The 25,023-nt window shown below is 54.2% G+C and carries 21 protein-coding genes; 5 read left to right on the forward strand and 16 right to left on the reverse strand.

Annotated features, from left to right (window positions below; all coding sequences use genetic code 11):
* Positions 1 to 16: 16 nt before the first annotated feature.
* On the reverse strand, positions 17 to 1,516 hold the full coding sequence (gene pdxR, locus AC6I8W_RS14555; protein ID WP_497835587.1) for a MocR-like pyridoxine biosynthesis transcription factor PdxR: 1,500 nt from the start codon (positions 1,514 to 1,516) through the stop codon (positions 17 to 19).
* Between the two features lie 122 nt (positions 1,517 to 1,638).
* On the opposite strand from pdxR, the gene AC6I8W_RS14560 reads away from it, so the two are divergent.
* The 4 genes from AC6I8W_RS14560 (at position 1,639) to AC6I8W_RS14575 (ending at position 6,211) form a co-directional block, all read left to right on the forward strand.
* Complete coding sequence (locus AC6I8W_RS14560) at positions 1,639 to 2,898, forward strand: 4-aminobutyrate--2-oxoglutarate transaminase (RefSeq protein WP_497835588.1); 1,260 nt, start codon at positions 1,639 to 1,641, stop codon at positions 2,896 to 2,898.
* Positions 2,899 to 3,014: 116 nt separating this feature from the next.
* On the forward strand, positions 3,015 to 4,040 hold the full coding sequence (locus tag AC6I8W_RS14565) for an ABC transporter substrate-binding protein (protein ID WP_497835589.1): 1,026 nt from the start codon (positions 3,015 to 3,017) through the stop codon (positions 4,038 to 4,040).
* 62 nt (positions 4,041 to 4,102) lie between these two features.
* Positions 4,103 to 5,371: an ABC transporter permease gene (locus AC6I8W_RS14570; protein ID WP_497835590.1), complete on the forward strand. Its 1,269-nt coding sequence runs from the start codon at positions 4,103 to 4,105 to the stop codon at positions 5,369 to 5,371.
* 12 nt (positions 5,372 to 5,383) lie between these two features.
* On the forward strand, positions 5,384 to 6,211 hold the full coding sequence (locus AC6I8W_RS14575) for an ABC transporter permease (protein ID WP_480364684.1): 828 nt from the start codon (positions 5,384 to 5,386) through the stop codon (positions 6,209 to 6,211).
* Between the two features lie 30 nt (positions 6,212 to 6,241).
* On the opposite strand, the gene yfcD is transcribed toward AC6I8W_RS14575, so the two are convergent.
* A complete protein-coding gene (gene yfcD / locus AC6I8W_RS14580) occupies positions 6,242 to 6,760 on the reverse strand; it encodes an NUDIX hydrolase YfcD (protein ID WP_013509901.1) in 519 nt (172 codons plus the stop codon).
* Between the two features lie 111 nt (positions 6,761 to 6,871).
* Entirely contained in the window at positions 6,872 to 7,513 is a 642-nt protein-coding gene (gene yfcF / locus AC6I8W_RS14585) for a glutathione transferase (RefSeq protein ID WP_497835591.1), read from the reverse strand.
* A gap of 203 nt (positions 7,514 to 7,716) precedes the next feature.
* Here yfcF and AC6I8W_RS14590 point away from each other — a divergent pair, with 203 nt between their 5' ends.
* Entirely contained in the window at positions 7,717 to 8,610 is an 894-nt protein-coding gene (locus tag AC6I8W_RS14590) for a TIGR01777 family oxidoreductase (protein ID WP_480364687.1), read from the forward strand.
* A 98-nt stretch (positions 8,611 to 8,708) separates the two neighbouring features.
* Here the strand turns inward: AC6I8W_RS14590 and hisP are convergent, their stop codons facing one another.
* From hisP to AC6I8W_RS14655, 13 genes are all read right to left on the reverse strand, one after another.
* Entirely contained in the window at positions 8,709 to 9,482 is a 774-nt protein-coding gene (gene hisP, locus AC6I8W_RS14595; protein WP_497835592.1) for a histidine ABC transporter ATP-binding protein HisP, read from the reverse strand.
* Positions 9,483 to 9,490: 8 nt separating this feature from the next.
* Positions 9,491 to 10,207: an ABC transporter permease gene (locus AC6I8W_RS14600; protein ID WP_497835593.1), complete on the reverse strand. Its 717-nt coding sequence runs from the start codon at positions 10,205 to 10,207 to the stop codon at positions 9,491 to 9,493.
* Complete coding sequence (locus AC6I8W_RS14605; protein WP_497835594.1) at positions 10,204 to 10,890, reverse strand: histidine ABC transporter permease HisQ; 687 nt, start codon at positions 10,888 to 10,890, stop codon at positions 10,204 to 10,206. The genes AC6I8W_RS14600 and AC6I8W_RS14605 overlap by 4 nt, the downstream gene beginning before the upstream one ends.
* A 72-nt stretch (positions 10,891 to 10,962) precedes the next feature.
* On the reverse strand, positions 10,963 to 11,745 hold the full coding sequence (gene argT / locus AC6I8W_RS14610) for a lysine/arginine/ornithine ABC transporter substrate-binding protein ArgT (RefSeq protein ID WP_497835595.1): 783 nt from the start codon (positions 11,743 to 11,745) through the stop codon (positions 10,963 to 10,965).
* Positions 11,746 to 12,020: 275 nt separating this feature from the next.
* On the reverse strand, positions 12,021 to 12,590 hold the full coding sequence (locus AC6I8W_RS14615; protein WP_497835596.1) for a UbiX family flavin prenyltransferase: 570 nt from the start codon (positions 12,588 to 12,590) through the stop codon (positions 12,021 to 12,023).
* A gap of 119 nt (positions 12,591 to 12,709) precedes the next feature.
* Positions 12,710 to 15,214: an inverse autotransporter beta domain-containing protein gene (locus AC6I8W_RS14620; protein WP_497835597.1), complete on the reverse strand. Its 2,505-nt coding sequence runs from the start codon at positions 15,212 to 15,214 to the stop codon at positions 12,710 to 12,712.
* Between the two features lie 618 nt (positions 15,215 to 15,832).
* Positions 15,833 to 18,328 carry an inverse autotransporter beta domain-containing protein gene (locus AC6I8W_RS14625; protein WP_497835598.1) on the reverse strand — a complete coding sequence of 832 codons (2,496 nt, stop codon included), beginning with the start codon at positions 18,326 to 18,328 and terminating at the stop codon, positions 15,833 to 15,835.
* A gap of 620 nt (positions 18,329 to 18,948) precedes the next feature.
* Complete coding sequence (gene purF, locus AC6I8W_RS14630; protein WP_480364690.1) at positions 18,949 to 20,466, reverse strand: amidophosphoribosyltransferase; 1,518 nt, start codon at positions 20,464 to 20,466, stop codon at positions 18,949 to 18,951.
* A 36-nt stretch (positions 20,467 to 20,502) separates the two neighbouring features.
* The gene (cvpA, locus tag AC6I8W_RS14635) at positions 20,503 to 20,988 is read right to left on the reverse strand and encodes a colicin V production protein (protein WP_013509911.1); all 486 of its coding nucleotides are present in this window, start codon (positions 20,986 to 20,988) and stop codon (positions 20,503 to 20,505) included.
* A 252-nt stretch (positions 20,989 to 21,240) separates the two neighbouring features.
* A complete protein-coding gene (gene dedD, locus AC6I8W_RS14640) occupies positions 21,241 to 21,969 on the reverse strand; it encodes a cell division protein DedD (RefSeq protein ID WP_497835599.1) in 729 nt (242 codons plus the stop codon).
* The gene (gene folC, locus AC6I8W_RS14645) at positions 21,959 to 23,227 is read right to left on the reverse strand and encodes a bifunctional tetrahydrofolate synthase/dihydrofolate synthase (RefSeq protein ID WP_497835600.1); all 1,269 of its coding nucleotides are present in this window, start codon (positions 23,225 to 23,227) and stop codon (positions 21,959 to 21,961) included. Before folC ends, dedD begins: the two co-directional genes overlap by 11 nt.
* Before the next feature lie 69 nt (positions 23,228 to 23,296).
* Positions 23,297 to 24,205: an acetyl-CoA carboxylase, carboxyltransferase subunit beta gene (gene accD, locus AC6I8W_RS14650; protein ID WP_497835601.1), complete on the reverse strand. Its 909-nt coding sequence runs from the start codon at positions 24,203 to 24,205 to the stop codon at positions 23,297 to 23,299.
* A gap of 132 nt (positions 24,206 to 24,337) precedes the next feature.
* Positions 24,338 to 25,000: a DedA family protein gene (locus tag AC6I8W_RS14655; RefSeq protein WP_480364695.1), complete on the reverse strand. Its 663-nt coding sequence runs from the start codon at positions 24,998 to 25,000 to the stop codon at positions 24,338 to 24,340.
* Positions 25,001 to 25,023: the final 23 nt, after the last annotated feature.

A 25,023-nucleotide genomic window follows, 5' to 3' on the forward strand; every position in this document is an offset into this window, starting at 1 on the left:
GCAGGGCAGCACAGGGTCAGTGAGCGACAGGCGTGGTTTTGAGGTGATGCTGCAAGCGTTGCAGAATCGGTGCAAAGGCGGTGGCCATCTGTGCTTCGTCAACGCAGGCGTAACCCAACAGCAGCCCACGACGTAGCGTGCCACGCTGGTAATACGACGAGAGCGGTCGCGTCAACACGCCGTTCTGCTCCAGTTCCGCGCTGAAGGCCACATCGTCGATGCTCTCCGGTAAACCGAGAATCAGATGCAATCCGGCGTTGCTGTGATGCACCACCCAGGACGCACCCAGCGTTTCGCTGATCAACGCCACCAGCGCCGCACGCCGACGGCTGTAAATCTGCCGCATGCGCCGCACGTGTGCCGCGTAATGTCCTTCGCGAATAAACTCCGCCAGCGTCAGTTGCACCAAACCATAACCGCCGCGATACAGCTCCGAATGGGCCATTTTCATCCGTGCCGCCAGTGGTTTCGGCACCACCATGTAACTCAGGCGGATGCCGGGATAAAGCGTCTTGCTGAACGTACCGAGATAAATCACTGGTGCATCGGGGGACAACCCCTGAAGCGCCGGAATCGGGCTGCCGGCAAAGCGGAACTCCCCGTCGTAATCATCCTCAACCACCCAGCTCCCGGTACTTTTGGCGCGATTTAATAACTCATGGCGGCGTTGCAGACTCATCACCGCCCCCAGCGGATACTGGTGCGATGGCGTTACGCAAATCAGGCGCGGCGCAGGCCGGTCACTCTGCTCCGGTGGCAGCACCAGTCCCTGCTCGTCTACCTCGGTTGGAATCAGGTCGATACCGTTGACCGCCAGCACGTTGCGAATACCCCAGTAGCCCGGCTCCTCCACCAGCGCGCTATCACCCGGATCGCACAGCATCTTCGCCAGCAAATCTAGCGATTGATGGGTGCCCGCAGTGACCAGCACCTGCTCTGCCGTGCAGTTGACTGAGCGGATCACCCGTAGGTACTCGGCCAGCGCCTGTTGCAGCTCCACGCAGCCGCCGTGGTTAGCGTAACTCAGAGATTCTACCGGCAGGCGGCGGCTGATGCGCAGCTGGATTTTGCGCCAGATGTCATGCGGCATGTAGCTGACATCCGGCACGCCGGGCATAAACGCCCCCCACTGGAACGCCCCGGCCCCACTTTGTGACAACAATCGCGATCCACGCCGGGACAGGCGAATATTATTCATACCCTGTGACCTTGCTGCCGCTGGTGCAGGCACCACTTCCGGGCTTTCCTCCGGCAACACCAGGCTGACGAAAGTACCACTTCCGGTACGCGTCTCCAGATAACCTTCCGACTGCAATTTTTCGTAGGCCGCCAGCACCGTGTTACGCGATACCGACAGCTCGCGCGCCAGGTCACGGCTGGCAGGCAGACGCACGCCGGTGGCAATGGCCCCCTGCTGGATCGCCCCCTGCAACGCATCGTACAGACGCTTCGCCAACGGGCCGCCGGAGAGCTGATTTAAACGCTGAAACAGCAGGTCACCCAGTAAGCTGCGCAAAATTGGTTCCTCAAAATAAAAAAAACTGGCTCTGGATTATAAAACCCTGAAAACGCTAAAAAGCAAGCAGGGCAGTTTTCCGGCATGAAATCAGCCGGCGAATCACATGATGAGGTTGAGCTATGAGTAACAGCGAATTACAGGCACGTCGTTTAAACGCCACCCCGCGTGGTGTCGGTGTGATGTGCGATTTCTATGCCGTGAAAGCGGAAAATGCCACGCTCTGGGATCATCAGGGCCGCGAATACACCGATTTCAGCGCAGGCATCGCGGTGCTGAACACCGGTCACCGCCATCCCAAAGTGATGGCCGCAGTGAAGCAGCAGCTGGATTGCTTCACCCACACCGCTTTCCAGGTCATCCCTTATGAGAACTACATCAGCCTGGCCGAGCGTTTGAACGAGCGCGTACCCGTGACCGGTCCGGCTAAAACTACTTTCTTCTCCACCGGTGCGGAAGCCGTCGAAAACGCGGTGAAAATTGCCCGCGCGGCCACCGGACGTCCGGGTGTCATCGCCTTCACTGGCGCGTTTCATGGTCGTACCCATATGACCATGACCCTGACCGGCAAAGTGGTGCCTTACAAAACCGGCTTCGGTCCGTTTGCCAGTTCGGTATTCCACGCCCGTTACCCGAACGCACTGCACGGCCACAGTGTCGCAGCGGCGCTGGAGAGCATTGAAGCGATTTTCAAATGCGATATCAGTCCACAGCAGGTTGCGGCGATTATCTTCGAACCGATTCAGGGTGAAGGCGGTTTCAACGTCGCGCCACCAGAATTTGTCAGCGCACTGCGCAAGCTGTGCGACCAGCACGGCATTCTGCTGATTGCCGACGAGATTCAGAGCGGCTTTGCCCGTACCGGCAAACTGTTCGCTTGTGAATACTACGACGTCAAACCCGACCTGATCACCATGGCGAAAAGCCTGGCGGGTGGCATGCCGCTGTCAGCGGTGGCGGGTCGCGCCGAAGTGATGGATGCCCCGCAACCGGGCGGCCTCGGCGGCACCTACGCCGGTAGCCCTCCGGCAATTGCCGCTGCACACGCGGTACTCGACGTCATCGATGAAGAACAACTGTGCCAGCGTGCCAATCAGCTCGGCGCAAAACTCACCGAAACCTTGCAGGGTGCCGGTTGTCGCTCGCTGGTTGAGGTGCGCGGTCGCGGTTCGATGATTGCCGCAGAATTTAACGATGCTGCTGGCAAGCCCTCTGCCGATATCGCCCGTGCCATCCAGCAACAGGCGCTGGCACAGGGACTGATTCTGCTGACCTGTGGCGTGTACGGCAACGTGATCCGCTTCCTCTATCCGCTCACCATTCCGGACGCCCAGTTCGACAGCGCCTTGCAACTGCTGACCGGCATTCTGGCACAACACTAAGTCTCCCCCGGCGCCTCGCTCCGTTCCAGCGCGGCGCCGGTTACCTGGCATAAAAGCTGCATTGCAAACACCACGCAGGTTCGCCTGCACATCAATAATAATTCAGGAGTTGTGGGATGGTTAAAAAGTTAGCTGTACTCATTTTCGCTACCATAGCACTGCAAGCACAGGCAGAAACCCTGACTGTGATCTCTTTTGGTGGCACCAATAAAGACGCCCAGGACAAAGCATTCTATAAACCGTTTACTGCCGCTGGCCTTGGCACCATTGACGCGGGCGAATACAACGGAGAGATGGCGCGTATCCGTGCCATGGTCGAAACCAAACAAGTAGGCTGGGATGTGGTTGAGCTGGAAACCCCGGAACTGCTGCGTGGTTGCGAGGAAGGGCTGTTCGAAACTCTCGACTGGAGCAAGCTGGGGAACAAAAGTGATTTTATTCCCGGCAGTGTGAGCGAATGCGGTGCCGGGATTTTTGTCTGGTCCACCGTACTGACCTATGACGCCGACAAACTGAAAGCCGCGCCAACCAGCTGGGCTGACTTCTGGGATGTGAAGAAATTCCCTGGCAAACGCGCGTTGCGTAAGAGCGCCAAATACACCCTCGAAATCGCGCTGATGGCCGACGGCGTGAAGCGTGAAGATGTCTACAAAGTACTGGCGACCCCGGCCGGTGTCGATCGCGCCTTCAAAAAACTGGATGCGCTGAAACCGAACATCCAGTGGTGGGAATCCGGTGCACAGCCGCTGCAATGGCTGGTATCGGGCGACGTGGTGATGGCTTCCGCTTACAACGGCCGTGTTGGCACCGCGCAGGCCGAAGGCCACAACTTCAAAATTGTCTGGGACGGCGGCCTGTATGACCTGGATAACTGGGCCATCGTTAAAGGTTCGCAACATAAGGCACTGGCGGAAAAATTTATCGCCTTTGCTAACCAGCCGGAAAACCAGAAAGTCTACGCCGAGAATATCCCCTACGGCCCGACCAATATTAAAGCCGGATCGCTGCTGGAACCCGCACGGCTGAAGCAGCTGCCAACTGCGCCAGATAACCTGGCGAAATCGGTGCAGGTGGATGCCAATTTCTGGCTGGAGCATGGCGAAGAACTGGAACAGCGTTTTAACAGCTGGGCCGCGAAGTAAGTCGTCCGGTAACGGTGCGATAAATCGCGCCGTTGCCGTAAATATCAGTAAGGAGTCCGGCCATGAGCCAAAATCCCGTTTTGGATCCCCCAGCACAATCGGCACGCAACGCGCATGAACCGACACTGCGCCAGCGTCTGCAACGCAGTGAGTTTGCCAAAACCCGGCGTTCGCTGCTGCTGATTGCGCCGTTGCTGGTGTTCGTGGTGGTCTGCTTCCTCTTCCCGATTGGCTCGATCCTCAGCCAAAGCATCAATAATCCGGAGTTGCCGGAAGCGTTGCCGCAAACCAGCAAAGCCTTGCAGGCGTGGTCAGGTGATACGCTACCGGATGAACATCTTTACGCCCTGCTGGCGAAAGAGTTAGTCGCCGCACGCGATCAGGGACAAATCGCCAGCGTGGCGAAACGTCTCAGCTACGAAGATGCCAGCTACCGTCGCCTGATCCTGGCGGTGCCGCGTCAGGCACCAGCGGATGGCGTAGATGTCAAAGACACCCTGATAGCCAAACAGCCGCAGTGGGGAGAGATCAGCACATGGCGCACGCTGCAACGGGCCGCCAAGCCGCTGACCAGCCTTTATCTGCTGTCGGCCTTTGACCGCAAAGTCGATGCCAAAACCGGCGCTATCGTCAGTCAACCCGCTGACCAGGCGCTGTACGTAAATGTGCTGCTGCGTACCTTATGGATGGCGACGGAGGTGACGCTGCTGTGCGTTGGCATCGGTTATCCGTTGGCTTACTGGCTGGCTAAGCAGCCGTCAGGCCGCGCCAATCTGCTGATGATTCTGGTGCTGCTGCCGTTCTGGACCTCGCTGATTGTACGTACCGCCAGCTGGATTGTGCTGCTGCAATCGGGAGGGCTGATCAACCGTGCATTGATGGGCATCGGTCTGATCGATCATCCGCTGACGTTGGTGTTTAACCGCCTCGGCGTCTATATCTCGATGACTCACATTCTGCTGCCGTTTATTGTGCTGCCGCTGTACGCGGTGATGAAAGGCATTTCACCCAGTTATATGCGTGCCGCGATCTCTCTGGGCGCACATCCGTTTCTCGCCTTCTGGCGCGTGTATGTGCCGCAAACCTTCGCAGGCATCACCGCTGGTGCGCTGCTGGTGTTTATGATGGCGATTGGTTATTACGTGACCCCGGCGCTACTCGGTGGTCCCAACGACCAGATGGTCAGCTACTTCGTGGCCTTCTTTACCAATAGCACCATGAACTGGGGCATGGCGGCTGCACTCGGCAGCCAGTTGCTGATTATCGTGATGCTGCTGTACATCGTCTATGTTCGTGTTACCCGCACCCCCGCTGAAGCGGCGGCGCGTTAAGGAGTGGCGAAGATGAAACAACAAGGTTCTACTCTGCTGCGTCTGTGGGGCGCGTTCTTCAACTTCTATGGCGCGGCGGTGCTGCTGTTTTTAATCCTGCCAATATTAGTGATCGTACCGCTGTCGTTTAATGCCAGCTCGTTCCTCAGCTATCCACTGAGCGGCTTCTCCCTGCGCTGGTATCAAACCTTCTTCCATTCACAGGAGTGGCTGGGCGCGCTGGGCAACAGTTTGCTGATAGCGCCACTGGCGACATTGCTCGCCACGGTCCTTGGCGTACTGGCGTCCATGGGGTTGGTGCGTGGCGAGTTTCGCGGTAAAGGTCTGGTGATGGCGATCATCATTTCACCGATGGTGGCACCGGTAGTGATCATCGCGGTGGGGATGTTTTTCTTTTTTGCGCGGCTGTCGTTGCTGAACAGCTATCTCGGTCTGGTACTGGCGCATACCCTGCTCGGCGTGCCGTTTGTGGTGATTACCGTGGTGGCGGTGCTGAAAAGCTATGACACCAACCTGTCGCGTGCCGCTGCCAGCCTTGGCGCCTCACCGCTGCTGACCTTCCGCAAAATCACCCTGCCGCTGATTGCGCCGGGAGTGTTTTCTGGTGCGTTGTTTGCCTTTGCCGCCTCGTTCGATGAAGTGGTGGTCACCCTGTTCCTCGCCAGCCCAAGCCAGCGCACGTTACCCATCCAGATGTTTGCCGGGATTCGTGAAAACCTTGACCCGACTATTGCGGCGGCGGCCACGCTGATGATTGCTGCGTCGCTGGTGTTGCTGATTGTGATGGAGATCTTGCGGCGACGGGGTGAGCGCATGCGTCAGTCACATCCGGCCCATTAAGACAAAAGGCGCCAAACTGGCGCCTTCATTTTAGTTATCGCTATTACGACTTAGCCAGAGTGACAAGGCTTTCAGTGAATCATCGGTGAACTCGTCACAACGCGCGGTGATCTCTTCCGGCGTCATCCAGAACACTTCATCCACTTCCTCTTCCTGCATGGCAAAAGGACCGTGCGAAACGCAGCTGAACAAACCGCCCCAGACGCGGCAATGCTCATCTTCGAAGTAGAATTTACCGTGTTCGGCAAAGGGAACCGCGGCGATGCCCAGCTCTTCTTCCGCTTCGCGCCGCGCCGATTCCAGCATATCCTCACCGGTCTGCACCACGCCACCGGCGGTAGCATCAAGCTTGCCTGGCATGAAGTCTTTGATTTCAGTACGACGTTGCACCAGAATTTTTCCCATGCCGTCGTGCACTACGATATAGGTGGCGCGATGACGCAAGCATTGCGCGCGCATCTGTGCGCGGCTGGCTTGCGCAATCACTTCATTCTCTTCGTTAACGATATCTACCCATTCGATACCGTCAGCTGCAGGTTGATCCACCATCCGTAACCCTTTTCTGTTTAGGCGTGCCGGGCACGCGCCTGTTTACTGTTCTTTATTAGAATGAGCGGTAAGGTAAAGGGTTCTTTTCCCTATCGCAAGACCTCATCGTGCTTAGCGTTGTTTGCCTGATTCGGCCAGCCAAAGTTGCACCGAAGCACGCTGCCACTGGAACTCGGCATAGTGTTGTAACTTCACCGGTAACGTATCGCCATGCAACGCCAGACGATTGATCATCACCGCCAGATCGGTATCAGCAATCGACCATTCGCCAAACAGATTCTGCTGCCCCTCCGGTAACAAACGCTGCACCGCGCTGATCAGCTTCTCGGCCGCCTGCTCGCCAGCCGGTGTCAGCGGCGCAAAACGTTCGCCAGCAAACAACACTTCAGTGGGACGTTCCTGACGCAGCGCCATAAAATCGCTGCGCACCCATGCCTGAATCTCTCGCGCATGGGCGCGCTTTTCGCGATCGCGCGGATACAGGCGTTCATATTCCGGCGCCGGGAAACGCTCCTCAAGATATTCGGCAATCGCCGAGGACTCATTGAGGATGAGATCGTCAATCTGCAAGGTCGGCACCCGGCAAGTCAACGACAGCGCACGATACTCATCATCCCATTGCGCATTACGCGACAGGTCAACACGTTTCAGGGTGAAAGGGATGCCCTTTTCGGTCAGTGCTACATAGACCGACATGGCATAAGGGCTGAAGAAAGAAGCATCGGACCACAACGTCATGTTCGGGTAATTCATCGGCTGCCTCGGATATGCATCAGGAGTGCTTCATGTTTACCGATTTTTAGCGCGTTAGGCAATGGCAGGCAGGTCGGTTATTGATGGGGTAAGACCAGTGGAGGCTGAGGTTTTTTCATCGTAAGCGTCGGCGCGGTCACGCCAGCTATACGCTTCTCTTCTATGCTGAAACTGAGCACATAACAAGCACAAGGAGGCTCAACATGCATCTGCTTATTACCGGCGGCACCGGTTTAATTGGCCGCCACCTGATCCCGCGTCTGCTGCAACTGGGTCAGCAGGTCAGCGTGGTGACGCGCGATGTCGCCGCCGCGCGTGAAAAGCTGGATCCGCGCGTCGCCTGTTGGTCCGGGCTGGCGCAGCAGCAGGATTTAAATGGGGTGGATGGCGTGATTAATCTGGCCGGCGAACCCATCGCCGACAAGCGCTGGACCGCAGAACAAAAACAGCTGCTGTGTGAAAGCCGCTGGCAAATCACCGAACGGATCGTGTCGCTGATCAACGCCAGCAGCCAACCGCCAAAATTTTTGATCTCCGGATCGGCAACCGGATTCTACGGCGATACCGGCGATCTGGTACTGACGGAGGACGATCCTGGCCACGAAGAGTTTACCCATACGCTGTGCGCACGCTGGGAGCAATTGGCGCAGGCAGCACAGAGCGAACGCACGCGGGTGTGCCTGCTGCGCACTGGCGTAGTGCTGGCAAAGGAAGGCGGAGCATTACCGAAGATGAAACTGCCGTTCAAGCTCGGGGTCGGCGGCCCGATTGGCAGCGGTAAACAGTACCTGCCGTGGATTCATATTGATGATTTGGTCAATGCTATCTGGTGGTTGATTGATAATCCGTTACAGGGGCCATTTAACCTGGTCTCTCCCTATGCGGTGCGCAACGAACAGTTTGCCGCCACCCTGGGGCATGTGATGCACCGGCCCGCCTTTATGCGTACCCCTGCCAGCGCTATCAAGCTGATGATGGGCGAGTCAGCGGTTTTGGTGCTGGGCGGCCAGCATGTGTTGCCAAAACGGCTGGAGGAGTCAGGATTTGGCTTCCGCTGGTATGACCTGGAGGAGGCACTGGAGGATACCGCTGCATAAACAGGGCACCAGATCGTAGCGGTGCGATTTATCGCGCGATTCCGTGTGTGATAACCGGAAAAGACGCGCGATAAATCGCGCCGCTACGGTGGGATCGGTTATTTCAATGATCCCTTCAGGAACTGTTGCAGGCGCGAACTTTTGGGATTGTTGAACAGCTCATTTGGCGCGCCTTGCTCCTCAATTTTCCCCTGATGGAGGAAAATCACATGGCTGGAGACGTGACGGGCAAACTCCATTTCGTGCGTCACCACCACCATGGTTTTCCCCTCTTCGGCCAGCTTCTGCATGATACGCAGCACTTCGCCTACCAGTTCCGGGTCGAGAGCTGAGGTCGGTTCATCGAACAACAACACTTCCGGTTCCATCGCCAGCGCACGGGCAATAGACACACGCTGCTGCTGACCACCGGAGAGATGCACCGGATATTTAGCACGGGCGCGTTCATCAATACCGACTTTGTCGAGATACTTGATGGCACGTTCACGTGCTTCTGCTTTGCTCAATCCCAAGACCTGAATCGGTGCTTCCATAACGTTTTCCAACACCGTCATATGGCTCCACAGGTTGAAGTGCTGGAACACCATGGTCAGGCGGGTACGTAATGAACGCAGTTGTTCCTTGTTTGAAACCTTCAGTTGACCATCAGTATCGCGCACCAGGTTGATCTGCTCATTATTGACAACGATGGTGCCTTCGCTCGGTTTTTCGAGGAAGTTAATGCAGCGCAGAAAGGTACTTTTCCCGGAACCGGACGAGCCAATGATACTGATAACGTCCCCGGCATCTGCCTGTAATGACACGCCTTTCAGGACTTCATGTTCACCGTAACGCTTGTGCAGTTCGGTAACGCTTAATTTATTTTCAGCCATAGTGATACTCAATGCGACGAAGAGGGTTTCACGTGCGCCAGCCAGCGGCGCTCCGCCATACGGAACAAGCTAATCAGCACGTAAGAGATAATCAGGTACAGCACCGCAGCAATGCCAAATGCGATAAACGGCTGATAGGTTGCCGAGTTGATATCGCGGGCGATTTTCAGCAAGTCCGGCACCGTAGCGGTAAACGCCAGCGCGGTGGAGTGCAGCATCAGGATCACTTCATTGCTATAAGCAGGCAGTGCGGTGCGCAGCGCTGACGGCAGAATGATGCAACGGTACAATTTAAAGGTGGAGAAGCCATAGGCACGCGCCGCTTCAATTTCCCCGTGCGGCACCGAACGAATCGCACCGGCAAAGATCTCGGTGGTATAGGCACAGGTGTTGAGGGTAAACGCCAGCAAAGTACAGTTGAGACCACTACGGAAAAAAGCGTTGAGCAACTCGGTGCCCTTCACCACTTCCAGCGTATACATACCTGAGTAGAACACCAGTAGCTGCACATACAGCGGCGTACCGCGGAAGATATAAGTAAACAACCACACCGGGGTGGAGACAAAGCGATTAGGTGATACGCGGGCAATCGCCAGCAACACCGCAAGGCAGCCGCCAATCGCCACTGAAATAATCAACAGCCACAGGGTGATGGCCACACCGGTAAAACGATAACCATCGGTCCAGAGCAGGGATTTCCAATACTCGTGAATAATATCGATCATAGCTCTGCCCTTTTCACACCAACCGAGTAGCGGCGTTCAAGCCACCACAACACGCCATTCGACAGCGTGGTAAACACCAGATAAATCACCCCGGCGACAATCGCGAAGTAGAACGGCTGCCAGGTACTTTTTCCGGCCAACTGGGTGGCTTTCACCACATCTTCCAGACCGAGCAACGACACCAGTGCCGTCGCTTTCAGGATCACCTGCCAGTTGTTACCGATGCCCGGCAGAGCAAAACGCATCATCGCCGGGAACAGAATGCGGCGGAAGGTTTGTGAACCGGTAAAACCGAAAGCCGTAGCCGCTTCAATCTGCCCTTTCGGCACCGCGAGGAACGCGCCACGGAAGGTTTCGGTAAAATAGGCACCGTAGATAAAGCCCAGCGTGATAATACCGGCCACCATCGGGTCGATATCGAACTGCGCCACACCCAGCGCATCCGTCAGGGTATTCAGGGCGATCTGCAGACCGTAGAAAATCAGCAGCATCAGCACCAGATCCGGCACGCCACGGATTAGCGTGGTATAGCCTTCGAACAGCATCGCCAGTGGGCGACTGCGGGAAAGTTTGGCGCCAGCGCCGATTAAACCAAGCACAACGGCCAGCAACACTGAACTGAGCGCCAGTTCCAGCGTGACCAGGGTGCCTTTCAGAATGACGTCAGAATAGCCATACAGCATGGAATAGATCCTGTCGTGGGGAAGTTAACGAAGCACTGCCCGCCTGAGCGGGCAGTCTTTTAGACAGGACGATTAGTCACCGTACACATTAAAATCAAAATATTTCTTCGCAATCTTGTCGTAAGTACCGTCTTTGCGCATCGCATCGAAGGCTTTGTCGATGGCAACTTTCAGGTCCGCATCATCTTTACGCAGGCCCATACCGGTGCCGACACCAAAGATTTTATCATCTTTTACTGCCGGGCCAGCAAAGGCGTAGTTTTTACCTACCGGCTGCTTCAGGAAGCCTTCACTCGCCTGCACTTCATCCTGGAACGCGGCGTCGATACGGCCCGCATTCAGGTCCTGATACACCAGGTCCTGGTTGGCGTACGGCGTTACCGTTACACCCTTCGGACGCCAGTATTCGTTAGCGTAGGTTTCCTGAGTGGTGCCCTGCAACAGACCGATGTTTTTACCTTTCAGTGATTCAATGGTCGGCTGAATGGTGGAACCTTTTGGTGCAACCAGACGGGCGTTAGCCGCGTAGAGTTTCTCAGAGAACGCAATCTCTTCCTGACGCTTTTCGGTAATGGAGAGAGAAGAGATGATGGCATCGATCTTCTTCGCTTTCAGCGACGGGATCAGCGCATCAAAATCGCTTTCTACATAGGTACATTTGGTTTTGATGCGTTTACAGATTTCGTTAGCCAAATCAATATCAAAACCCACTAACTGTCCTTGCGCGTTTTTTGATTCAAACGGCGGGTAAGTCGGGTCAGTCCCGATGCGTAGCGTATGCGGTACCGCCGCGAACACGCTCGCGGCGCTGGACATGGCCAGCATCAGAGAAAGAGCCAGAACTCGCTTTTTCATAGGTAACCCTCAAGTGAAGTGCTTTTTGTTATGTGCTGCGTGATGTGTTTGCGCTGATTAATGTGCATGTTTCATGCCAGTTATGCAAATTGGCGAAACCCTGTACAGGCGCACTAAATACTGCGTCCACCAGGGGCGCAAGCACTTAGTTTGTGAGGGAAATATAACAGCGAAGTGAGCAGGAAAAAGCGACATTGTTAACTTTTGGTGCATGAAATGCACGAAGAGTGATCGCGCGCGATATTTTGCACCACCTTTGTGCACAGCTGCACCATTTAAGCGCCTTGCCAGCGGGCGAACAGATCCTGCGGTAACTCAATATCGAACTGATCCAGCACGCGATTGACTGTCTGATCCACCAGTTCCCCGATATTTTGCGGCCGATGATAAAACGCCGGAACCGGCGGCATGATCACCGCACCCAGTTCTGCTGCGGTGGTCATCATGCGCAAATGCCCGACATGCAGCGGTGTTTCGCGCACGCACAGCACCAGTTTACGTTGTTCTTTCAACACTACATCGGCGGCACGCGTCAACAGGCTATCGCTGTAGCTGTGCACAATGCCAGACAGCGTTTTCATCGAACACGGCAGAATTGCCATGCCAAGGGTCTTAAAGGAACCGGAAGAGATACTGGCGGCAATATCGCGTACATCATGCACCACATTGGCCAGTGCCTGCACATCGCGCAAATTGAAATCGGTTTCCAGCGCCAGCGTCTGACGCGCCGCCTGACTCATCACCAGATGGGTTTCCACTTCCGCCAGCGGTTGCAGCACTTCCAGCAAACGCACACCGTAGATAGCGCCACTGGCGCCGGAAATACCAATAATGAGTCGTTTCATAATGATCTTGCTATGCAGGTAAAACGTAATCATAACCCGCAGTGGGAAAGGAAAACAAAAAAAGGTAATCGCCGAAGCGATTACCTTGCAGGATAAAACCTTGTTATTGCGTGGGCTGATTAACAGCGGACAAACATAATTTTCGGTTTCGGACCGTCAACACGTTTGCCATCGATCATCACTTTCAGGGTGTAGGTGGTGGTTTTATTATGCGGCACAGCAATGGCAGCAACACCCGTGATATTACCTTTTACATCGGTCCTGTTATTGTTGAACAGCTTGATGTTAAGCAATTTCCCTGCGGTATCTTCTACCGCCAGCACAGAAACTTTCTCACCGAGAATCGGGTTGTCGAAGCGATCGCGCAACGTGATGGTAAAGCCAGCCGGTTTACTCATCAGAATCGTTCCTGGCTTAATCTTTCCATCGGTCGTTTGGCTTTTCCAAATCTGCGCAGAATTCACATCTGCGATGATGATAAAGGCCTTGGTGGCTACAGGTTTTTTCTCGCCCGCCACACGAACGGTGACGCTATATTTGCCTGCCTTTTTCTCGATCAGCGTTGCTGACACGTTACCTTGTGCATCGGTTTTCCCACCGTTGGCAGCCGCGATAACTTTGCCATTTTTATCAGTAAATTCAATGACCGCATCCTTGACCGGCTTACCATTGATATCTGTAGCTTTGACCGTGAAGGTGGCGTTGCTGCCCGCGACAAATTTATTATCCTTGCTGACAAAGGCCAGATTGGTTGCCTTAACCACTTCCGCTTCTTTAGCTTTCAGCTTCAGCGTTTGCGGTTGTCCCAGCGGTTGGTTGCCATGATACAGCGTCAAGGTCACGATACCGTCTTCATGACCGGCAGTCAGATCCACCACATAGTGGCCCTGCACCTTACCTAACTCGCGGAACTGGCCGATGGTAATGCGTGAGCTGGCGCGCATCCTGGTATCCAGCAGGGTGGCTTCCAGACGCAGGTTCGCGGTTTCGTTACCGACCGGCTTACCCTCTTTGTCTCTCAGTTCAATCACCGCATGGGTCTGGTCAGTACCGTTGGCGATAAGCTCATCAGCACCCAATGTCAGGGTGGATTTTAACGCATCCGGTTGAGTAGGTTGCGCGGGCTGTTCAGGCTGAGTCTGCTCCGCTTGTTCGACCACAATCTGCACCTGAGCGCGCGGTGAGGCTTTACCTTTGCTGTCATAAGCCACAGCGCTCAGGGTGTAGTGGTTATCTGCCCCGTCCTTATACGCTGGCAATACCAGTACCGCGTTAGTCCCTGTCCCGGTAATTTTGCCGCCCGCGGCCACCAGTGCAGCATCATCCCAGACAATTTTGTCCAGGCCGTGCTTCGCCCACACGCTCACGCCGAGCGAATGTGACGTGCCTTCCACGCCCTGAATCGCACTCGCCAGCGAGAAGGTGATCACCGTCTGCTCGCGATAATCCATCACGATCTGGTTATTGCGCGATACCAGATCATAGCGCGAACCGGCCAGGCTACGCTGTGCTGCCACGGCGTCTGGTGACAGATGCCAGTCAAGCGAGCGACCAAAGTTCCAGTTCAGGTTAAGTCCAACCGTAGTGTCCTCACCACGCTGCATACTCATGCGATGGCCTGCATCGATCGAGACCAGCGGAACTGGGGTCCAGTTCACCCCGACGGTGGCAACGGATGGGTTGTGCTGTAAGCGATCACGGCTGATTAACGCAACGTTATCACCATAATATTGTTCATATTTCACCTTGCCACCAAGCTGTGGATACATCGGCAGCCAGCTGGACAGTTCAATATCCCAGCCATTCGCCGGACGTTCGTCATGGTCGGCGATAAAGCGCGAATCATGCCAGCCATTCAGTTTGAAATAGCCGTTGGCGTTCAGGCGTATGGCATCAGTCCCGACTTCCGCACCGATACCGATACGGCGGTTGTTGCCACTGAAATCATTGTCATAAAAGATGTTATTACCCAGCATCCAGCCATCAGCAAAATAACGCGCACCGAGGCCGACGTTGCCGGTGGTGCGGTCATCTGCGTGACGAACCCCTAACTGGCTGAAGATCATAAAATCTTCACGGCTGTTCCACAGCGGCAGCAGCACATCACCGGCATAGTTGTATTTCGCAAAATTTTTCGCCGAGTTGATGGCAACACGAGAAGATCCGCCAAAACCATTGAGCCAGGCTTCTGCCTGCTGGCTTGCCAGCGATGTCAACTGATCTTGCCCAAACCGACGTGCATCGGTGGTTTTGTCGTTGGCTTTGGCATCCGCCTTACCGGCTTTCGGTGCCTGCACCGTGGCATGTGCCAGCGGCAAGGTGGTTTCTTTTACCGCCGGTACAGTCGGAATCCAGATGGTTTGCCCGGCACCTGCCGCCACGAAAGCCGCTTTATCACTCCATTCAAAGGAGTTTATTTCCCATAAATGGTCAATCATCAGGTTATTGTTGCGCGCGATATCCGCCACGCTCTCACCCGGTTTGAGTACCGTAGCCTCAACCGCCATATCTTGATATTGCGTGCTTCTCGCATGCGCAACACCGGTGACACCCACCGTTGACGCAGCCAGTTGCATAAAAATCGCGGTATAAATAGCGGAAAGCTTAAACTTCTTAAATCTCATGTTAAAAATAACCCAGCAAAGTGAAGACGCATGTAATCATTCAGCACAGGGTATTAATTTTTCCTCCTATGCTTTTTCGCCGGGCATTCTCTGTTCAGTTCGCAAAAAACGGTAATGAGATTTTTCACAGATATTTATGATGAGTTTATCCTGAATTTAGCTTCCTGATTTCTTAGTTCAACTTCCATGACATCTGAAAAATTAAGCGCGTAGTCATAGGTGGAAATTGCGAAAGGAATGATTTATCACAATAATTACCCCGCATTGAATTACCGGTGTGAAATTTCAAATCTGATAAGTATGAAAAGGTGCCAGAATTACGTTTTGACAAGATTCCAGTAGGAAAGTGGGTCATCATCATGTTTTTATCATCTGCTAGTCTGGATTGTGTATGCGTTAGGCGAGAGCAGCAATCCGTCGCACCGCTACGAGTCAGCGAAAATATGCAAGACAACATATTTTCCTTAGTTGATAAGCATAAAACTTGCTGGTCAGGTAACGTTACTGGGGGACATGGGTAAGGAAAGAGCTGGAAGCTGAACTATTTTCGACAAAACGAAAAAGGCAACCATCGATGCGGTTGCCTTAAAGGTTATTAATGACCGAGCCGTACTCTACTTAATTGACCTTTCTAAATTCCATAATGGTCGCAGGACCATCAATACGCTTACCGTCTACCATAACATACAAGTCATAATAACCATTTGCCGAATCAAGACGGTCAGTCAAGACGCCCTCACCTGTGGATTCACCATTGGTATTGGTCTTACCGCTATTGTCCAACTTAAGGGTAGCTGGTGGCAATCCAGCTCTTGCTTCCGCAATAACAGAGACGATTTCGCCAATAATTGGGTTCTTGAAGCGATCCTGCAAAGCGATGGCAAAGGTTGCTGGTGTCACCATTTCCGCTTCAAAGCCGTTGTTTCTGAGTGTGCCTACAGTAGTACGCCCCTCTATCACACGAGCCGAAGACATATCAGCTTTCACATAATAAGGTTTGTCAATCAAATAGGTTTCAGCACCCGCAAGGCGAATGGCAACGTTATAATTTGCTGCTTTTTCTTTCATCAGAGTAAAAGAGAGTTTACCTTCTGCATCTGTTACGCCGTTATTTTCCGGCGTGATGACGTTACCCTCACGATCGTTAAGCTCAAGTGCCGCACCTTTAACCGGATTTCCCTGCTTGTCAGTGGCGATTATAGTTTGGGTAAAGCTATTCCCGGCAATAAATTGATTTTCAGTGGTAACAAACCGAATCTTATCAACCACTACGGCTTCCGTTTCCTTCGCTGTCAGCGTCAGAGTCAGCTGTCCCATCTGAGTGCTGCCATGATATAGCGTCAACGTCACCACACCAGCCTGGGTTCCTGACGTCACATCCACTGTATAGCGACCCGGTTGCTGACCATCTTCTTTAAACTGACCGACCGTCACACCCGCCTCAGCGCTTCTCAGCAGATTTTGCATTTTTGCATCCAGACGCAGGCTGCCTGCTTCATTGCTTACCGGCTTGCCATCTTTATCTTTCAGCTCAACAACCACCTCAGTTTTGCCGCTGCCATCAGCCACCAGTTCACCGCTGGTCAGGGTGACAGTGGTCTGTCCGGCATCCGGCTGCCCTGGCTGTTGCGGCTGCTCCGGTGTACCCGGTTCTTCCGGCTGCTGCGGCTCTTCAGGAATAGTCTGTTCCGCTTTCTCTACCGTAATCTGCACCTGAGCACGTGGAGACGCCTTGCCTTTGGTGTCATAAGCTACCGCACCGAGGGTATAGGTGTTGTTCGCCCCTTCTTTATACGCTGGCAGAACCAGTACTGAGTTAGTGCCAGTACCGGTAACTTTACCGCCCGCCGCCACCAGTGCCGCATCGTCCCAGACAATTTTGCCCAGACCATGTTTCGCCCAAACGCTGACACTCAGCGGTTGAGAGGTGCCTTCCACGCCTTTAATCGCGCTCGCCAGTGAGAAGGTAATCACGGTCTGCTCACGGTAATCCATCACAATCTGGTTATTACGTGACACCAGCTCATAGCGTGAACCGGCCAGGCTGCGCTGATCGGCCACCGCTTCTGGCGACAGGTGCCAATCCAGGTTACGGCCAAAGTTCCAGTTCAGGTTCAGGCCAACGGTAGTGTCTCCGCCGCTCTGCATGCTTTTGCGATGACCCGCGTCAACGGTAACAAGCGGAACCGGTGTCCAGTTCACACCCATCGTCACGGCTGACGGGTTCTTTTGCAGGTTGCTACGGCTCATCAACGCCACGTTGTCGCCATAGAATTGTTCGTATTTAACCTTACCGCCGAGCTGCGGATACATCGGCAGCCAGCTCGCCAGTTCGATATCCCAGCCATTGGCCGGACGTTCGTCATGATCCGCCAGCAATTTAGACTGATGCCAGCCGTTCAGTCCGTAATAGCCGTTAGCAGCCAGACGCAGTGCTTCGGTCCAGATTTCGGCACCAAGGCCCAGACGGCGGTTGTTGCCACTGAAATCATTATCAAAAAACAGGTTGCTACCCAGCATCATGCCATCAGTAAAATAACGTGAACCGAGACCGATATTACCGGTAGTGCGGTCGTCAGCATGACGCGCGCCCAACTGGCTGAAGATCATAAAATCACGGCTGTCCCACAACGGCACCAGCACATCACCGGCATAGTTGTAGTTAGAGAAGTTGTTGTCGGAGGAGATGGAAACACGTGATGAACCGCCGAAACCGTTCAGCCAGGATTCGGCCTGCTGACCGGCCATCGAGTTCAGTTGGTTCTGACCAAACTGACGTGCATCGGTGGTTTTGTCGTTAACTTTGGCATCAGCCTGCTGTGCCGACTTGCTGGCTTTTTTATCCTCATGTGTTGCTTTATCCACTGGCAACGCGGCTGTTTTGCTGGCAGGAACCCAGATGGCTTCACCGGCGGAAGCTGCAAGGAACGTCGCTTTATCGCTGAAAGCAAACGAGTTGATTTCCCATAAGTGATCGACCGACACCTTATTACGCTTCGCAAGATCGGCGACACTCTCACCCGCTTTAAGTACCGTGGACTGAACCTTCATGTCCTGCTGCGCACTGGCGTGGGCCACAACCGGCATACCCAGCGTGGAAACAGATAGCTGCATAAAAATTGCAGTATAAATAGCCGAGAGCTTAAATTTTTTAAATTGCATTCAGATTTACCCAGTGATTGAAAACCGCTTAAAAATATCGCCCGAAATAAAAATCGCTTTTTTACTTCGAACTTTACCGCTGGGAATTTTCAATGCAGTGAGAAAAAATCGGTAATGAGATTACACGTAATTATTAAGGATGAGAATAATCGTCATAAGCGGATTATTTTCCTCACTCATACTATACCTGTAAGATAAAACCTCAGACATTAGCCACCAACTGCCTATCGCATTGATATGATTGATTATCAGATCATAAAAACATGAATAAAACCTGATAGTAAAAAGCATACTTTGCCGAATTGTGAATGAAATTAAATATAGACATTCAAACAATGGTGGGTTTTATAATTAAATTAACAGGAAAAATAGAGACAAAAAAATCTTGGGGCAATCAGAAAGCACTCAGTATAACACCGGGTATTTTCAGTTTTTTACCTACATAGCTAAGAATAAATAATACAGAAGAAAAGCGATAAAATAGCGAAAAAACGGGCGAGAAAGATTAGCAGTCAAATTATTTGCAGAAGATGCCCGCTTTTAAGTATTGATTAAAAGCGGGCAAAACCAACTTAACCTTCGTTATGCAGTTCCAAACCTTCCACTTCAGTCTGACGCGCGACAGCTTTCGCATCATCATTGCGCAGTGACTGGAGATAGTCGAGATAACGCTGGTCAACGTCTTTGGTGACGTAGATACCGTTAAACACCGAACACTCGAACTGTGCGATATCCGGGTTCTCTTCGCGTACCGCTTCGATCAAATCGTCCAGGTCCTGGAAAATCAGCGCGTCAGCTTTGATTAACTGGCGAATCTCTTCCACTTCACGACCATGGGCAATCAGCTCGGTAGCGCTTGGCATATCGATACCGTAGACGTTCGGAAAACGAATTTCCGGTGCCGCAGAGGCCAGATAAACGCGCTTCGCACCCGCTTCACGCGCCATCTCAATAATCTGCTCAGAAGTGGTGCCACGTACGATGGAGTCGTCCACCAGCAACACGTTCTTGTCACGGAACTCAGCACGGTTAGCATTCAGCTTACGACGTACCGCGCTGCGGCGCAGATGCTGGCCCGGCATGATAAAGGTACGGCCCACATAGCGGTTTTTCACAAAACCCTGACGATACGGTTTGTCGAGAATACGCGCGATTTCCAGCGCCACATCGGTGGAGGTTTCCGGGATTGGAATCACCACGTCGATGTCGAGATCTTCCCACTCACGAGCAATTTTCGCTCCCAGCTTGGTACCCATACGCACGCGCGCGCTGTAGACCGAAATTTTGTCCAGGAAGGAATCCGGGCGCGCAAAGTAGACGTACTCGAACAGGCACGGATTGCTTTTCGGGTTTTCGGCACACTGACGGGTAGACAGCTGGCCCTGCTCGGTGATGTACACCGCTTCACCCGGTGCGACGTCACGAATAAACTCAAAGCCCAGCGTATCCAGCGCCACGCTTTCCGAGGCCACCATGTACTCGGTACGGCCATCAGCAATGACACGTTTGCCCAGCACCAGCGGACGGATACCGTTCGGGTCGCGGAAAGCCACCATACCGTGACCGATAATCATCGAAACGACCGCGTAAGCTCCGCGCACCTGCTGGTGCACCGCAGCCACCGCGGCAAAAATGTTGTCAGCTTCCAGCGGGTAGTGCTGAAAACGGTCCAGCTCCTGCGCAAAGATGTTCAGCAGGATTTCGGAATCTGAGGTGGTGTTGACGTGACGGCGACCCACTTCGAACAGCTGTTTACGCAGTTCATGTGCGTTGGTCAGGTTACCGTTGTGCGCCAGCGTAATGCCGTACGGGGAGTTCACATAGAAAGGTTGCGCTTCAGAGGCGCTGGAACTGCCTGCTGTCGGGTAGCGTACGTGACCAATCCCGATGTTGCCTTGCAAACGCTGCATGTGGCGTGCTTCGAAGACATCGCTCACCAGCCCGTTGGCTTTGCGCAAACGAAAGCAGTTCAGCGCATCGATGGTACAAATGCCGGCGGCATCCTGCCCGCGGTGCTGCAGCACCGTTAACGCGTCATAGATCGACTGGTTTACTGGCATAAAACCGGTGATACCAACAATACCGCACATGTTGTCATTTCCTCATTAGCCGCACTCCCGATGGCGTCACCGGGGTAAAAAACTGGACGTGCTTTTCAGATAGTCGAAAAACCACCTGATGATATAACTGAACTGGGGAATAAGTTGGGACTGCTGCCAGTCCGGGCTTTTTGAGAAGCCGGTGAATGTATCAAGGAAGAAGAGAATAGCGGCAACAATCAGCACGCCACGCAACGCCCCGAAACAGACCCCCAACACCCTGTCGGTTCCCGACAGGCCGGTCTTTTCAACCAGCGTGCCGATCACATAGTTCACGATGGCACCCACAATCAGGGTGGCAACGAAAAGCACCGCGATAGCGATACCGTTGCGAACCAGTTCGTCGTCAAAACCTGTAAACCAGACTGCAAGGTAGGCGTAGTAGTGACTGGCGACAAAAAACGCACATCCCCAGGTAACGAGAGATAAGGCTTCCCGGACAAACCCGCGAACCAGGCTGACCAGGGCCGAAAAACCAACTACCGCAATAATGACGTAATCAATCCAGATCATGAACTCTTCCAGCGCCAGCGCGATTGCACCCCTGCATCCAGTTCGGGGCGCATTCTAACAGAAAAAGAAAACGTTTGCGTAGGGTTTTCCGGTTCTGCATCCATAAAAAGGGCGATGAAAAAAACTTTCCTCGCCCTGAGCCACTTCAGCATTATAATCCACTGAAATATAATAAATTTTTACCCATCACCGCAGTGAACACTCCGTGCTGTGCCGCGCCTTTTTCAGCTATCGGCGCGGCTTATCAACGGTTTAGCGCGTGCTGTAAGGTTTCACCACACCGCCCAGTCCGGAGAGGTTTTTCAGCTCACCCAGTGCGGCCTGCATCTTCGCTTTTGAGGCATCCGGCCCGACATAAATACGGGTGATCTGCCCCTGAACCGGCGTGGAGGGCACGGTAAAGGCGCGATATCCCGACAGGCGTAGCTGCGCGACGATCTCATTCACTTTGGCGGCGTTTTTCAACGCACCGAGCTGTACCACATAAGCCTGGCCGGTTGGAACCTCCGCTTCGCTCTGCTTCGGCGTTTCAACCGGTTTAGCGGTTTCAACCGACTTCGGTTGTTCGACCGGCTTCGGCTCTACCGGTTTGGGTTTCGGCTGCTCGACAGGTTTGGGCTTCGGTTGCTCAACCGGTTTCGGTTTCACAGTCTGATGCACCGGCGGCGGCGTCACCACCGTGGGTTCGCTGTTCTCCACGGGTTGCGGGCTGCTATTCTCGGCTGGCGTGGTGATGGTTTTGCCATGAGCTTCACTCTGCGCTGCCCCCGCGCCTTCCGGTGGCTGTGCAGGCAGCGACTGCGTTACCGGCGGCACCATTTCGCTGTCCTGCTGGTCATCCGGTTTCGGCACCAGCGGTATCGCAGCGAACTCCTCTTTATAGTGCTTTTTCTTGCCATCCAGCAGACCGGGTAACACGATGACGCCAACCGCCACCAGGATTACCGTGCCCACTAAACGGTTCTGAAACTTACTTGCCACTGCCGTTCTCCGCTGCCATCGATTCCATTACCTGTGCCACGGTGTGGAAAGATCCACACACCAGAATCACATCCTCGGGTCTGGCCTGCTGACGCGCGGCCTGCCATGCTGAGTCTACGGTAGTAAATGCCTCACCACTCGCCAGGTGGGCAATCAGTTGTTCCGCTGTTGCACCGCGTGGACCATCCAGTGGTGCGCAGTACCAGCTATCCACCTGTGGTGCCAGCGCCGCCAGCGTCCCGGCGATGTCCTTATCATGCAGCATGCCGACCACCGCGTGTACCTTACCCGTACTCGGCAATTCAGCCAGACGTGAAGCCAGATAATAAGCGGCATGGGGATTATGCGCCACATCAAGGATCACGCGCGGCGCAGTGCTTACCGTCTGGAAACGGCCCGGCAAAATCGCCAGCGGCAGATGCTGACGGATAATCTCTTCGCTTACCGCCAACCCCGAGGCACGCAGCGCGATAAGCGCGGTGGCGGCATTGGGGAGTGGCACCTGTGGCAATGGCAGATCACGTAATTCGCCCTGCGCATCCTGCAACGTCCAGCTGTCGCCCTGCTGCTGCCATTGCCAGTCACGATTACGCTGCAACAACAGCGCGCCCTTCTCCGTCGCAACGTCAGCAATGGTATGCGGCATCTCGGGTTCACCCACCACTGCCGGTTTGCCGCCACGAAACACGCCGGCTTTCTCGCGGCCAATGCTTTCGCGATCCGGCCCCAGCCAGTCGGTATGATCCAGCGCGATGCTGGTGATAACAGCCACGTCCGCATCGACGATATTGGTTGCATCCAGACGTCCGCCAAGGCCGACTTCGAGGATCACCACATCAAGCTGCGCAGCACGGAATAGGTTCAACGCCGATAGGGTGCCGAACTCGAAGTAGGTCAGGGAGATATCACCCCGTCCGGCTTCAATGTCAGCGAAGCTGGCGCTATGCAGCGCTTCATCCAGCTCAGCGCCCTGAACACGTACCCGTTCGGTATAACGCACCAGATGCGGCGAGCTGTAGACGCCGACACGATATCCGGCCGCCATCAACAGGGTTTCCAACGTGCGGCAGGTGGTGCCTTTGCCGTTAGTACCGGCAACGGTGAAGACAAATGGCGCAGGTTTGAGCAGGTCAAGGCGTGCGGCGACGCGCTGAATACGATCCAGCCCCAGTTCGATGGGCTGAGAATGCAGGTGTTCAAGATAATGAAGCCACGTGACCAAAGGCGACGTGGCTTGAGGAAGGTGAAGAGTGTCCATGTGTCCCGTTAACTAACTTTATACGGTGCATTGGTGAAAAGGCGCATTGCTGCGCCTTTCCGTTGCCTGTCAGGCCTCGTTGCTCTCCGGCTCAGCCGCAATCGGCTGATCACCATCCTGCAGCGGCGCTGGCAGGTTCATCATTTTCGCCAGCAGGCTGGCCAGCTTAAAGCGCATCTCCGGACGACGGATGATCATATCGATCGCGCCTTTTTCGATCAGGAACTCACTGCGCTGGAAGCCCGGCGGCAGTTTTTCACGTACGGTTTGTTCGATGACACGTGGACCGGCAAAGCCGATCAACGCTTTCGGTTCCGCCACGTTGAGATCGCCCAGCATCGCAAAGCTGGCAGAAACGCCACCCATGGTCGGGTCAGTCAGTACCGAGATATACGGCAGACCGCGTTCCTGCATTTTCGCCAGCGCGGCGCTGGTTTTCGCCATCTGCATCAGCGACATCAGCGCTTCCTGCATACGCGCACCGCCACTGGCGGAGAAGCAGATCAGCGGGCAGTTGTCTTCCAACGCCTGCTCAACCGCTCGCACGAAACGCGCACCCACCACAGAACCCATTGAGCCACCCATAAAGGAGAACTCAAACGCGGCAGCCACGATTGGCATGCCATGCAGCTGGCCTTTCATTACGATCAGAGCATCTTTCTCGTCGGTCTCTTTCTGAGCCGCCGCCAGACGATCTTTGTACTTCTTCGAGTCACGGAACTTCAACAGATCCTTCGGTTCCAGCTCGCTACCTAATTCTACCAGCGTCCCTTCATCCAGCATGCTATGCAGGCGCTCACGGGCGTGCATGCGCATGTGATGGTCGCACTTCGGGCAGACCTCAAGATTACGCTCCAGCTCGGCGCGATACAGCACCTGTCCACAGCTGTCGCACTTGGTCCAGACCCCTTCCGGGATGCTGGCACGGCGCGTTGGCGTAATATTGCTTTTGTTAAGTATGCGTTCAATCCAGCTCATTGATGACCTTTCTGTTTAAAACCGACCTGGTCCAGTCTTCTCATTGCTGCTGAAATCACCTTCAGCAGGCCGTAAATGTCGCTCATTAAACCACAACCGCTTCTCGCTGTGGATAAAAATCTGGTTACGGGCTTACTGAGGTTTTTGCTGACGCGCCTGACGACGATGACGCCAGACTTCAATCACGCCCGGCAGAATCGACACCACAATGATAGCGACAATCAACAGTTTCAGGTTCTCCTGTACCACTGGCAAATCACCAAACAGGTAGCCAGCGTACGAGAACAGCAACACCCACAGCAGCGCACCCGTCACGTTAAAGAGCGCGAAGTGACGATAGGACATGTGCCCCATCCCTGCCACAAAGGGGGCAAAGGTTCGCACGATTGGTACAAAGCGTGCAAGTATTATGGTTTTGCCGCCGTGACGATCGTAGAACGCATGGGTCTTATCCAGATAGCTACGACGGAAAATTTTCGAATTGGGGTTACTGAACAGCTTCTCACCAAACAGGCGGCCAATGGTGTAGTTAACGGCGTCACCGAGAATGGCGGCAATGACCAGCAGAGTCACCATCAGATGCACGTTGAGATCGTTGCCCGGCAGTGCCGCCAGCGCCCCGGCGACAAACAGCAGGGAGTCTCCCGGCAGGAACGGCGTCACCACCAGCCCGGTTTCACAGAACAGAATCAGGAACAGAATGGCGTAAATCCAGATGCCGTACTGCGCCACCAGCTCGGCCAAATGCACATCAATATGCAGAATAAAATCGACAATAAAATGGATGAACTCCATAAAGCCAAGCTCCTTACATCCTT

The organism is Pantoea sp. X-Soil-TKNS-1211, assembly GCF_059730495.1.